At 64.9% G+C, this 13286-nt stretch carries 9 protein-coding genes; 2 read left to right on the forward strand and 7 right to left on the reverse strand.

Annotation, left to right across the window (positions count from 1 at the left end):
- Positions 1-2: 2 nt before the first annotated feature.
- On the forward strand, positions 3-1043 hold the full coding sequence (locus tag IC762_RS02610) for an alpha/beta hydrolase (RefSeq protein WP_195787103.1): 1041 nt from the start codon (positions 3-5) through the stop codon (positions 1041-1043).
- Positions 1044-1183: 140 nt separating this feature from the next.
- Here IC762_RS02610 and IC762_RS02615 read toward each other — a convergent pair whose 3' ends face one another.
- The 3 genes from IC762_RS02615 to IC762_RS02625 form a co-directional block, all read right to left on the reverse strand.
- Entirely contained in the window at positions 1184-2893 is a 1710-nt protein-coding gene (locus IC762_RS02615; protein WP_195787104.1) for a methyl-accepting chemotaxis protein, read from the reverse strand.
- A 185-nt stretch (positions 2894-3078) separates the two neighbouring features.
- Positions 3079-3483 (reverse strand): YccF domain-containing protein, encoded by a 405-nt coding sequence (locus tag IC762_RS02620; RefSeq protein WP_195787105.1) that lies wholly within the window; start codon positions 3481-3483, stop codon positions 3079-3081.
- A gap of 72 nt (positions 3484-3555) precedes the next feature.
- Positions 3556-6651 carry a bifunctional diguanylate cyclase/phosphodiesterase gene (locus tag IC762_RS02625; RefSeq protein WP_195787106.1) on the reverse strand — a complete coding sequence of 1032 codons (3096 nt, stop codon included), beginning with the start codon at positions 6649-6651 and terminating at the stop codon, positions 3556-3558.
- A 222-nt stretch (positions 6652-6873) separates the two neighbouring features.
- On the opposite strand from IC762_RS02625, the gene IC762_RS02630 reads away from it, so the two are divergent.
- Complete coding sequence (locus tag IC762_RS02630) at positions 6874-7509, forward strand: carboxymuconolactone decarboxylase family protein (protein WP_195787107.1); 636 nt, start codon at positions 6874-6876, stop codon at positions 7507-7509.
- A 72-nt stretch (positions 7510-7581) separates the two neighbouring features.
- Here IC762_RS02630 and IC762_RS02635 read toward each other — a convergent pair whose 3' ends face one another.
- The 4 genes from IC762_RS02635 to IC762_RS02650 all read right to left on the reverse strand — a co-directional run bounded on the left by IC762_RS02635 (position 7582) and on the right by IC762_RS02650 (position 13249).
- Positions 7582-8736, reverse strand: coding sequence for an acyltransferase family protein (locus IC762_RS02635; RefSeq protein WP_195787108.1), 1155 nt, complete (start codon positions 8734-8736; stop codon positions 7582-7584).
- A 117-nt stretch (positions 8737-8853) separates the two neighbouring features.
- A complete protein-coding gene (locus tag IC762_RS02640) occupies positions 8854-9981 on the reverse strand; it encodes an AraC family transcriptional regulator (protein ID WP_195787109.1) in 1128 nt (375 codons plus the stop codon).
- 328 nt (positions 9982-10309) lie between these two features.
- Positions 10310-12085 (reverse strand): putative bifunctional diguanylate cyclase/phosphodiesterase, encoded by a 1776-nt coding sequence (locus tag IC762_RS02645; RefSeq protein ID WP_195787110.1) that lies wholly within the window; start codon positions 12083-12085, stop codon positions 10310-10312.
- Between the two features lie 201 nt (positions 12086-12286).
- Positions 12287-13249: a sensor histidine kinase gene (locus IC762_RS02650; protein ID WP_195787111.1), complete on the reverse strand. Its 963-nt coding sequence runs from the start codon at positions 13247-13249 to the stop codon at positions 12287-12289.
- Between the last annotated feature and the right edge of the window lie 37 nt (positions 13250-13286).

Consider the following 13286-nt stretch of genomic DNA (forward strand, 5'->3'; position numbering starts at 1 on the left):
CAATGCGTCATCGATCCTCGCTTGCGGCACTGGCGTTGCTCGCCGTGACGGCGGCTTACGCACCCGTCGTATCGGCCACACCTGCGCAAGAGGAGCGCGATCAGAAGCCGGTCAAGGAGATCGCCAGCGCGCGGATCGCGGTCGGCAAGGCTAACTTTCCGCTCTACCTCTCGACCGACTGGTCTCACCCACTGCCGGACGTCACGCGCGCGGTCCTGGTGCTGCATGGCGTGCTGCGCAATGCCGACGACTATTTTCGCGCCGCCTTGAGCGCCCAGCAAGCGGCCGGCGAGGCCGGCAAGCACACGCTGATGATCGCACCGCAATTCCTGATCGAACCCGACGTCGCGGCGTTCAAGCTGCCGCAGGACACGCTGCGCTGGAGCCTCTATGGCTGGCAGGGCGGCGAGCCGGCGATCGCGCCGGGCCCCGCGAGCTCGTTCGATGCGCTCGACGCCATCCTGGCGAAGCTCGGCGACCGCACGCTGTTTCCGAACATGAAGGAGGTCGTGGTGTTCGGCCATTCCGGCGGCGGGCAGGTGGTGCAGCGTTACGCGATCGCGACCAAGGGCGATCAGGCGCTGATCCGCGCCGGCATCAACGTGCGCTTCGTGGTCGCCAATCCCTCGTCATACGCCTATTTCACCAAGGACCGGCCGATGCCCGAGATCGCGGCAAGCTGCCACGGCTTCAATCGCTGGAAGTTCGGCATGGATGATCGGCCGCCCTATCTGGCCGAGCCGACGCCAGCCGCGCTGGAGCAGGCCTATGTCGCGCGACGCGTGATCTACCTGTTGGGCACGCTCGACACCAATCCCAATCATCCCGCGCTCGACAAGTCCTGCATGGCGGAAGCCGAGGGGCCGTATCGCTATGCCCGCGGCCACGCCTATGTTGCCGCGATGCAGGCCCGCGACAACGGCACGCCGAACCACAACGTCTGGGACGTGCCCGGCGTCGGCCATGAGGGCGGCAAGATGCTCAACTCGCCCTGCGGCCTGACCGCGGTGTTCGACATTCCCGGCTGCGCAGCGGCGCGTTAGTCCAGGTGTGCGACACCGCGATGTGAGGTGAGCACGCTGTTCAGGCTCCCTCCCCCGCAAGGGGGGAGGGAACCCTTCCGCCGGTGCGTTCCTTACACGGAACGAGAGATGAGCCGACGCGACTGCATCACGTCAGCACGTCACGCCGCCCTGATCGAGCTCAGGAAGCCGGCGACGCCGCGCTTGAGCCTGCTGCTCTCGTTGGCCAGCGATTGGGCGGCGGCCTGCACCTGCGACGAGGCCCCGCCGGTCTCGGACGCGCCGCGCTGAACGTCCGCGATGCTGGTCTCGACCTGCGACGTTCCCTCGGCCGCACGCTGCACGTTGCGGGAAATTTCCTGCGTCGCCGAGCCCTGCTGCTCGACCGAGGTCGCGATCGAGGCGGAGATCTCCGAGATGCGCGCGATCGTCGCGCCGATTTCCTTGATGGCGCTGACGGAATCCCGGGTCGCCGACTGGATGTCGGTGATCTGCTGGCTGATCTCGTCGGTCGCCTTCGCGGTCTGCTCGGCGAGCGACTTCACCTCGGAGGCCACCACCGCAAAGCCCCTGCCGGCTTCGCCGGCCCGCGCCGCTTCGATGGTGGCGTTCAGCGCCAGCAGGTTGGTCTGTCCGGCGATGGTCTGGATCAGATCGACCACGTCGCCGATCCGGCTCGCGGCCTGCGACAATTCGCTGATGCGGGCGTCGGTCTTCTGCGCCTGCGTCACGGCCTCGTCGGCAATCCGCGCCGACGCGCCGACCTGGCGGCTGATCTCGCCGATCGAGGATGCGAGCTGCTCGCTGGCGGCCGCCACCGAATGCACGTTGGCCGCCGCCTCGCCCGATGCATTGGAGGCGCGGTTGCTGACCTGTTCGACGGTCTCGGCGGTCTTCGACAGGCTGGTCGACGACTGCTCGAGCTGGCTCGCCGCGACCGACACCAGCTCGATGATCTCGCCGACCTCGTTTTCGAACTGATCGGCAAGACGGCTCATGTCGACCTTTCGCCGCTCGCTCTGCTGCTGCTCGGTGGCTGCCTGCTGATCGCGCAGGCGGTTGGTCTCGAGCATCGCGTCGCGGAACACCTGCACGGTGCGGGCCATCTCGCCGATCTCGTCGCGGCGGTCGGCGTGCGCCACCGGCGCGTCAAGCTGGCCGGCGCTGAGCGAGGCCATGCGCTGCTTCAGGCTGGTCAGCGGCTTCACCACGCTGCGTCCGACCGCCCAGGCGATCGCGATCGAGATCAGCATCAGCACGGCGATGACGGCGGAGGCGGTCTGCACCATCGACCAGAACGAATTGTCGACCTCCGACATGTACTCGGCCGATCCGATCATCAGATTCCATGGCGCAAAGCCGCGGGTGAAGGCGACCTTGGCAAGCGGGGTGGGGTCGCTGCCGCTGCGGCGGAAGGAATAGCGCAGGGTGCCCTGGCCCTTCTTCGCGATGTCCATCAGCATGACGGCGAACGGCATGCCGTCGGCGTCCTTGTTGGGACGCATATCCTTGCCGACGAATTGCGGGATGCCCGGGTTGGAGACGCAGAGCCCGGTTTCGTAGTCGTAGATATAGGCGTAGTTGCTGCGGTTCTCGTACCAGACCGAATTGTTGGCCTCCAGGAAGCGCTTCTTGGCTTCCTCTTCCGTCATCTGGCCGGCCTTGTAGGCCTTGTAGTAGCCGTCGGCCAGGTTCCACACCACGTCCACGACCGCGTGCGCCTTCTCGGTGCGCTCGGTGACGAGCTGGTCGCGCGCGATCCACAGCACGGTGGACGCCACCAGCGCCATGCAGATCGCACCGACAATGGTCATGATCGCAAGCTTCGCGCCGACGGAGCGGAACGACAAAAGGGTCTTGAGAGCCGGCATTCTGCCTCTTCAGATGTTGCTGAGCGCCGCGCCCAGAAACCAGGCGACAGACTGTTCACGAGGGTGGATGCCGCAAATTAGACCCAATTCGTTAAGAACTGGGTCACACGGCTGCCATCGCAGCCGCGCCACGGGCGCGGCCGCGATCAGTGAAGCGCGGCGATTGAAGAGCCTTTAACTCAGCGTCAGGCCGGCACGATCGCCTTGCCGATCGGCCACAGCGCGATGCCGGCGAGCTTCAGATGCGCCCAGGCAAAGGGGATGCCGATGATGGTCACCGCGAGCAGGATGGCGGTGATCAGGTGTCCGATCGCAAGCCACCAGCCCGCCAGGACGAACCAGATCAAATTGCCGATCAGGCCAAGCGGTCCGGTGCCGATGTCGCCCTGGCCGGTCAGCTCGTCGCGGCGCACCGCGCGCGAGCCGAACGGCAACAGCGTATAGGCGGCGATGTTGAAGGCGGCGCGTGCCCAGGGCAGGCCGACGATGGTGATCGCCATGATCACGGCGGCGATCAGCCAGCCAACCGCCATCCATGCGCCGCCGATCAAAATCCAGAGGATGTTCAGGAGGATAGATACAGGCTGCATGGCAGACACCTTCGCGCGGGCCGTGGGACCGAGCCTATATAGGCCAGCGTGCGGTGCAGCGGTAGGTGCGCGTCAGGCCCGCGCGCGCGTGCGCTTGTCGCGCGCGCCGAGCAGCCGCCTGAGCTCGGCGGCGGGCTTGGGCGGGCTGAACAGATAGCCCTGCATCTCGGTGCAGCCGAGCTCGCGCAACAGATTGCGTTGCTGTTCGGTTTCGACGCCTTCCGCCACCGTGGTCATGTTGCGCGAGGTGGCGATGTTCACCACCGACTGCACGATGGTCGCGGAACCGTCGACCGCGATGTCGCTGACGAAGCTGCGGTCGATCTTGATCTTGTCGAACGGGAACCGCTTCAGATAGCTCAGCGAGGAATAGCCGGTGCCGAAATCGTCGAGCGCGATGCGGACGCCGATGGCGCGAAGCTGGTGCAGGATCGCCAGCGCCACCTCGTCGTCGCCGATCAGTACCGCTTCGGTGATCTCGAGCTCGAGCCTGTCAGGCTTGAGGCCGGAGGCGGCGAGCGCGCTCGCGACCTTCAGCGCCAGGCTGATGTTCTTGAGCTGGATCGGGGACACGTTGACGGCCAGGCGGATGTGATCCGGCCAGCTCGCCGCCTCCATGCAGGCGGTTCGCAGCACCCATTCGCCGAGCTCGCCGATCAGCCCGGTGTCCTCGGCGACGGGGATGAATTCCACCGGCGAGATCATGCCGCGCTTGGCATGGCGCCAGCGCAACAGCGCCTCGCAGCAGGTTACCTCGCCGCTCGCGAGGTCGAGCAGCGGCTGGTAGTGGATCTCGAAGCCGCCGTCATTCATCGCCTGCCGCAGGTCCTGCTCCATCGTCAGCCTTGCGCGGGCATGCGCGCCCATTTCGGGCTCGAAGAAGCGGTGGGTGCGGCGGCCCTCGGCCTTGGCGGCATACATGGCGATGTCGGCGTTGCGGATCAGCTGGTCGAGCTCGGTGCCGTCCTGCGGCGCCAGCGCGACGCCGATGCTGGCATCGGTCGACAGATGATGGCCGAGGCAGTCGCAGGGCTCGCGGATCGCGCGATGCACGCTGGCGACGAAGGCCTCGACATCGGCGGCGGAGCCGATCGAGGACTGGATCACCGCGAACTCATCGCCGCCGAGCCGCGCGATCAGGTCGCCTTCGCTGAGGCAGGCCTTGATCCGGCCGGCGACGGTCTTGAGCAGTTCGTCGCCGACATGGTGGCCGAGCGAATCGTTGATGCCCTTGAATTCGTCGATGTCGATATAGAGCAGCGCGAAGGGCCGCCCCTGCCGCGCCCTGCTGAGTTCGCGCTCGATCTGCTCGCGGAACAGGACGCGGTTCGGCAGGTCGGTCAGCGCATCGTAATGCGCGAGGTGGGCGATCCGCTCGTTGGCGCGGCGCCGCTCGGTGACGTCGTCGACGACGGTGATGATGTAGCGCGGCGTGCCGGCATGGTCGCGGATCCCGATCCGCCGCGAGGTGATGTAGTGGTCGCCGGTGACATGGCTGTGCCAGAGGTGCTCGTCCTTGAACAGGCCGCCGGTGGACTGCAGCGCGATCTCGTCATCCGCCGCGATGACCTCGGCGGCGTCGGACGGGAAGAGGTCATGCGGCGTCTTGCCGATGATGTTGTCGCGCGCGGTGCCGAAATGGGTCTCGGCGACGCGGTTGACCAGCAGATAGCGGCGGGTATGGGCGTCCTTCACCGTGATCTGCGACGGGATATGGTCGACGATCTCGCGCAGGAAGGCGTTGTTGCGGTCGCGCTCCCGCTCCAGGTTGAGCCGCTCGGTGATGTCATCGATGGTCGCCACCCAGCCGCCATGGGCGAGCGGCTGGCTGACGGCAGAGAGATAGCGTCCATCGGCGGTGGCGGTGATCACATCGACCGGCTTGCCGGCGGCGATGCTGGTCCGCACCGTTGCGCAGAACGCCTCGACGTCGTCACCGTCGAACGTTCCCGCGGTGTTGCGTTGCCGCATCACGTCCTCAAAGCTGCAGCCCGGCTTGATGTGCTCGGCCGACAACCTGCACATGTCGAGATAACGCTGGTTGCAGACCACCATCCGCGCCGACGCATCGAACAGCACGAGACCCTGCATCATGTTGTTGAGCGCGGTGTCGAGCCGCTGCCGCTCGGATTCCAGCCGCAGCTGCGCTTCGCGGTTCTGCCGCCAGATCTGCCTGATCAGGACAAACAGCACCAGCGCGACGATCGTGGCCGCGAGCGTCGCGGCACTGATCAGGAAGCGGGTCTGCGCCCGCCAGTCGGCCAGCGCCGCATCGATCGAGTTGGTGGCGACGACAACCGCGGGAAAATGGGTCAGGCGCACGGCCGAGCCGAGCCGGTCGATGCCGTCGATCGGGCTCGCGAGCCGCTGGGTCCGCTGGCCGCCCTGTCGCGCCACCTGATCGACCAGCGGGGCTTTGCTGAGTTTCCTGCCGATCATTTCGTCGACATGCGGGTAGCGCGCCAGCATCGTTCCGTCGGTGTGGAACATGGCGATCGCAGCGCTCGTCCCGGGCGCGACGGAAGCAAAGAACTTCTCGTAGTTCAGGGGATCGATGCGCCGGGTCATGACGCCGAGGAAGCTGCCGTCCGGCCCGGTCAGGCGATGGGCAATGACGGTGCTCAGCCCGCCGACGATCAGGCTGCGCAGGGTCTCCGCGCGCACTGGCTCCGGATGGGCGTCGTATTTGAAGCTCTTGAAATAGTCGCGCTCGGCGATGTTGAGCTTGGCCGGCGGCGTCGAGTCGGCGGACCAGACGATGGCCTTGCCGTCGGCATCGAACAGCACGAGGTGGCCGAGGAACGAGACGCCCTTGGCCTTCAGCATCTGATGGACTTCCGGCGTCGACATCCGGGCGCGGAACTGCTCCGGCGAGGTGATGCTGGATATTTGCAGCTTGTCGATCATGTTCGAGGCGATGGTGTCGGAATCCTCGAACTGCTGGTCGAAATGGCGGGCGAGCAGCAGCACGGTGTTTTCCAGCTCGCGCTCGCTGTTGGCCAGCGCCCGCTCGCGGAATTCGCCGATCATCATGGTCGTGCCGACGAAGATCGCGGCGACCAGCAAGGCGCCGCAGACGGTCAGCCACAGCACCGGGCCGCGGATGGTCGACGCGATCCGCCGCCAGCTCGAAGCCTCTCCGGATAGGACGCCCACCTGCCCCTGCATCGGTCCACGCCTGCCATTCCCCGTTGCAATGCTTACGATGCAGAGTTCGCACAAGGCGTTAGCAAAACCGGTTACTCAACGCTTAATCGGCAGGTTCCTGTGCTGAGCGCGCTGGTTGTGGCTGCATTGGCGGTATCCCGTTGCATCCACCCTGGTCGTGACTAAGCTCGCGCGACCGGCAAGGGCGGCAGAACGTCCGCATCGAAAAAGGGAAGAACGACAATGAGAACACTGCTGACGACAAGCATTCTGGTGCTCATGCTCGCGGCGCCGCCGGCCCGCGCGGAGGAGGCCACCCGATTCGCGCCGCTCAAGGCCGAGGAATTGTCGCCGCCGCAGAAGGCCTGGGCCGACCTGATCTCGGCACCGCCGCGCAACGCCAAGTTCACCGCGCCGCCCTATCGCGCCTATATCCGCGATCCCGACCTGGCACCGAGATTGTCGGCCCTGTCCGAATATCTGCGCTGGAACACCTCGCTGCCGCCGCGGCTCAGCGAGATGGCGATCCTGATCACGGCGCGGCACTGGACCGCGCAATATGAATGGTCGGCGCATTACCCGCTGGCGATGAAGGGCGGGCTCGACCCGAAGATCGCGGACGCGATTGCCAAGGGCGCGCGGCCCGAAGCCATGAAGGATGACGAGGCCGCGCTCTACGATCTCGGCATCGCGCTCTATCGCGACAGAAAGGTCGACGACGCCGTCTACAAGGCGGCGCTGGCGAAATTCGGCGAGCGGGGCATCATGGATATCATCGGCATCATGGGCTACTACGATTTGGTCTCGATGACTCTGATCACGATGCAGGCCGGCGCCGCCAACGACAGCGTGCCGCCGCTTCCCGTGCTGGAGAAGTAATGCGGGCTTAGGCAAGGTAGATTGCGGCGAGCTTGCATACCGGGTGGCGACGCACCGACGGTGTTGCAACGTTTACAGTACTGCGCGTAGCCCCGGAACGCGCCGAGCCAGCAATCCGACGACCAGAAAGCTGGCGACCACGCCGACGAGGCTTGCCAACAGGAATTTCCATTGCGGGGCGACGGTCCAATCGTGCATCACGCGGGTCACCGCGATGAGCACAGGGGCGTGCAGAACGTAAACGCCGAAGGCATTCCGGCTCAGGAACCTGGTCACTGGACCCTGCCAGTCGAACAGGTCGCGATACAGCACCACCAACCCTAGGCTGAGCGAGGCGCACGTTGCCGATCGCCAAAAGTCCATGCCTGCCGCCTGCCAATGCCAACCGCCGCCGTAGTCGGCCAGCCGACCCTCGAGGGCTCCTCCGAAGACGACGATCGCTGCCCACAGCGCAATGCTCCCCACCAGCCCGCAAGCCAGCCAGCGCCGTCCCGCGCCGCTCGAAATCTGTCGCAGCCAATCGCCCCGCCACGCCGCGACCCCAGCGGCGAACATGAAGGGGTACTGCGGCGCGTCGTGAATGGCGATGTTGAGGATGGTGCGGCCTTCCGGCGCCAGCAGCCCCACCGCGAACGTCACGGCGCTCATCACGAGGACAAAGCCCAGCACAAGGGCGAGGCTCGGTACCGACCGGGCGGAGGGCTGGCCGATCGGTCGGAATCTGCACAGCAGGGCAAAGCAGCAGGAAAACAGCAACAGCACCAGGCAGAACCAGAGCGGGCCGGAGCCGTCGAGAAGTTGGCCGTTGGAGAGGTGGCGCAGCCAGTCCTCCGTGAAACTTCGGCGCGGCTGCGACCACCATGATCCCGCTATGTAATACTCTGTCAGCGGTCCAATCAGCCCGATATATAGGAGGAGGGGCAAGCCGAGACGATACAGCCGTTCCTGCATGAAGCCGACGACGCCGCGGCGGGCGACCATACCGGCGGCAAAGTATCCAGCGATGCCGAACAGCAGCCCCATGGAGACTGCGTGCTGAAACGTCTGGTAGGCCGCAAAGGCCACCTCGGTAATCCGGTCCAGCGGCGGATGCTCGCGGTAGTACCAGCTTCCAAACGGCGAGTAGATGACGGCGGCATGCATGACCACAACCATGCTGATCGCCGACCAACGTAGATTGTCGATATAGAGGAGCCTGTGGGTCGTCGGTGAACCGGGTTGCATCATGGGCATCTCCTGTGCGGGCATGCGAACATGATGGCCAGGGCCGAGCCGGTCGCGCCGAAAGTCGCGCTCAGGATCGCCGAAACCCGCAAAATCTGGCCGTTTCCGACAATCGGCGCGTCAGACCAGCTCCGCCAGGGCTCGTCTGCGGAATTCGCTTGGAGTTTCTCCGGCTTGCACCTTGAACGCCCGATTGAACGGGCCGATCGACTCGAAGCCGGCATCCAGCGCAATCGTCAGGATCGGGACACGCACCTGACCGGGATCGGCCAGGGCCGCGCGCGCCTCCGCCAGCCGGAAGGAGTTGATGAAGCGGGCAAAGTTGCCGTACCCGAGCCGCTGATTGATGAGTTGACGCAACCGGTATTCCGGCGTGGCCAGCCGTTTGGCCAGGCTCGCAATGGTCATGCTGCCGTCGCGGTAGGCCCGCTCCACTTCCATGGTCGTCAGCAAACGCTGATACAGCGCCGCTTCCGGCTCCGTCATGCCGAACGTTGATGGGACCGGCTCCGGTGCTGGTGGGGCGGCGGCGACCGCGGAGATCGAGCTTGCCCTATGCATGCGGAGCAGGGCAGCAGCAAGGGCGATGCCCAGCACGCCGGGAAGCGCAGGCGTCATCTCGACATTGCTTGCTCCAATCAGCGTGCAGCCCACGATCGTGAGGCCCAGACCCCATGCGAACACGACCCGATCCCGGCGGCGCGTTTCGATCAGGTCGTTGGCTCGGCCCAGCAGAACGCGACCGATCGCGACCACCACGAGCATCAGGGCGGAGACATGGGTAGCGAGCCAGGCCCATGATGCGTCGGCGACCACGGCCCAGATGGCAGGCAAGGCCATCAAACCCAGGGCTGCCCAACCAATCCATGGCGGCCTGGCCGTGTCGTCGAAGACCTCCTCGCTCCAGAGAACAAAGACAGCGGCCGCCATATTGCTCGCCACCCGCAAGAAGAGGATCCACGCTGCGTGGCTCTCGTGAAATTGCGGAGCCGTCTCAATGAGAAACGCAATTCCGCACAAGTCGAGAAGAAGGGTTATGCGGCCGAGCCGATTCTTGCGCAATTGCAAGAAGGCGTCGAGCGCGAGAAGCACCAGCAAAGCGAGGGCCCCACCGCGAAGACCTATATCCAGGAGCATCTTCATCACCAAACCGGTCGGCAGGCTCAAACTATGATCCACGGGCCCGCCAGGGTCGATGGCAATTTGACCGTTGTGGATCTGGATCGGACTGAGGGCCTTGCCAGGCATCGGCACGATCGAACCCTCGACGGTTGGAAAGCTCGTCACCGCCTCGCACGTCCGTGCGGGCGCATCTGATCCTTTCGAGGCAACGCAGCAATTCGCTATTGGTGCACAGAGGACTCTGGCGACCAGCCCATCCCCAGATTGACGAGTTCACGACCCAGCCCAAGCGAAGCCAACGGATGTATGAGTTCGGAATAATGGAATTGTGTCGCTGATTTGCCCGACGTGTCAAGTCGTCATGTCGGCCGCCGCCGGCGCCTTTGCATGGGGTTGTTTTCGATGTTTTGGCACTGCGCCCCCGCGGATGGCTGGCGGGGCGAGGTGAAGTGACTTACCGCCGGAAGCCGCTGGCGCGGGAATAGCCCTGGCGGCCTTCCTGGGCCGGGCGTGCGGCGAGGCTGGCGCGGCTCTCGCTGGCGACGGGGGTTGCCGGCTTCAGGTCTTCGAGGAAGATCGGCTTGGCGAAGTAGTAGCCCTGCGCGTAGCGGATCTTGGTCGCCGCCTGCAGATAGGCGAGCTCCTCGTAGGATTCGATCCCCTCGGCGATCACGGTCATGCCGAGCGCGTCGCTCAGGGATTCGATCGCCCGCAAGATGCCCTGGCTGCGCGGCCGCTTATGGATGTCGGTGATGAAGGAGCGGTCGATCTTGATCTCGTCGGCGGTGATGTCGGCAAGCGCCGACAGCGACGAATAGCCGATGCCGAAATCGTCGATCGAGATGCCGACGCCGATGCCGCGAAGGATCGGCAGGATCTGGTCCTGGAACTGCGATTTGGTGATGAAGGCGTCTTCGGTCACCTCGATCATGAAGCGCTGTGGGAAACCGGTGTCCTCGATCGCGCGCGCGAAGGGGCGCATGAATTCGGGATTGGCGGCCTGCTTGGCGGCGACATTGATGCTGATCGTGGTGGTCGGGCCGAACGTGTCATTGATCAGGTCGATCGACTTGACGATCTCCGCCAGCACCAGATGCGTCAGCTCATCGATCAGCCCAAGCTCGACGGCGAGATTGATGAAGGTGCCGGGCGCCTGGATCACGCCCTCGTCGTCGCGCAGCCGCACCAGCGCCTCGATGCCCTTGACCTCCTGGGTGCGGATGTCGACCTTGGGCTGGAAAGCGCAGCAGAAGCGCTTTTCGAGGATCGCGAGCCGCAGCGACTGCTCGATCTGCATCCGCGCCAGCGCCTCGCGCTCCATGCTGGCGTCGAAGAATGCGATCGAGCCCTTGCCGTTGTTCTTGACCCGGTACATCGCGATGTCCGCATTCTGGCGCAGCTCGTCGTAGCTCCTGCCGTGCGCGGGATAGAGGCTGACGCCGACCGAGGTCGAGGCGAAGATCTCGGACTGATCGATGAAGAACGGCGCTTTCAGCCGCTCCTGCATGATGTGGATGAATTCGGCGACCTCCTGGTCGCCGTTGATCGGGTTGAGCAGCAGCAGGAATTCGTCGCCGGAGATACGCGACAGGATGTCGGTGTCGCGCAGCGCATGGCCGAGCCGCTTCGACAGCTCGACCAGCAGCGCGTCGCCGATCGCGTGGCCGTAATAGTCGTTGATGTGCTTGAAATTGTCGACGTCGAGAAAGGCGAGCGCAAAATGGCCGCCGGAATCGTCGCGGATCAGGCCGTTGACCCTGTGCTCGATCACCCGCCGCGTCGGCAGGCCGGTGAGTTCGTCATAATAGGCGGAGCGGAACAGCTGGTCCTCGAACGCCTTCTGCTCGCTGATGTCGGTCGAGGCCGAGATCAGCAAATTGCGGCCGGCGATCCGCACCGGCCGGTGCGAGGTGAGGAACACGTGCTTGGCCGCGCCGCAGGTCAGCGCCTCCTCCAGCACCACCGGGCGGCCGCCGCGCAGCAGCTCGAGCGAGGCGGCGTGGCGTTCGTCGGCCGGCGCCTGCGGCCGGATGGCGTTGGCGGCGAGCTGCAGTTGCGCGGCGGCCGCCTCGTTCACCAAGATGAATTCGCCGTGCTCGTCCTGGACGGTCACACCCGCGGGCAGCAGCTGCAGCAGGTCACGCAAAACGCGCAATTCACTGCGGAAATTGTCGTCATGATCGGACGTTGGTGCGTCGGTTCGGAAATCGTCTTTGGTGAGATTATGCATCCGCGAAGCTTGGCAAAGTCCCTTGTAGTTTTGGTTAAGCGGACCTCTGAAAAGCCGTGACAGGGTGAGACGAAGGCGCGTTGCGCAGACGGTCGCAGCAATCGTCATTAACAGAGTATCAATGCCGCGCGGCATCGCTTGCGAAAATGATTGCGTTCGGTGCGGTTGCGATCTCGCGTCCGAAAATGGAACGCGGTCGCGTCAGCCGTTCGGAAGCTTGCACTGCATGGTGCAGTGGACGCCGGTCTTCAGGTAGCTGATCTCGGTCCTGCCTTCGAACGGCCGCAGCGCCGATTTCAACAGCTTGGTGCCGAAGCCGGCATCGCCGATCGCCTCGACCGCCGGTCCCTCGGTTTCATCCCAGATCACATTGAGCCGGCCGTCATCGACGGTCCACGACACCTGCAGGAATCCGCGCGGCGAAGAGAAGGCGCCGTATTTCCCGGCATTGGTCGCAAGCTCATGGAAGATCAGCGCCAGCGAGACTGCAAGCTTGGCCGGCAGGAACAGCTGCTCGCCATTGAGGTTGAACCGCACATGGCCGTAAGGCCCGAGCTCCGAGCGCAGCAAATCCCTGATATCGCAGCCATAGCCATCGACCCGCGCGATCAGATCGTCGGTTGCCGAGAGCGCGCGGATGCGATGGTCGATGCGCTGCCAGACATCGGGCCGATCCTGCAATACCTGATGCAGCACGGCATGAATGGTCGACGATTTGTTCTTCAGCCGGTGCTGCAACTCGTCGACCACGAGCTTGCGGTACTGCTCCTCCTCGATCAGGCGGCGGGAGACCGCGCGCTGCTGCGCGACCAGGGAACGGTAGTGCTCGACGCCCCAGATCGCGATACCGCACACCACCCAGTAGATGATCAGCAGCGCGAAGCGGGCCGGATCGACCGTCGTGCTTGAGAAATTGATGATGACGCCGAGCAGGCCGCTCGCCAGCGCGGTGGCGATCCCGATCCTGTAGCCGCCAAGCGCGGCCGCAAAGAACACGGCCGGCAGATACGGCGTAAAGAACACATCCGGCCTGATCTGGGCGAGGGCGAACCGTGCGGCCGTGGCCAAAACGAGACACAGCAGCGCGAAGCTGGTCGCAAGCAGCGCCGATGGCTGCGAATTGCCCTGCCAACCCTGCTTGAACTCGTCGATCCACTTCGCCATGGGTCGTTTCACTTCACGTGATTACACGACCCAAAAT

Source organism: Bradyrhizobium genosp. L, from assembly GCF_015624485.1.
Lineage (GTDB): Bacteria > Pseudomonadota > Alphaproteobacteria > Rhizobiales > Xanthobacteraceae > Bradyrhizobium.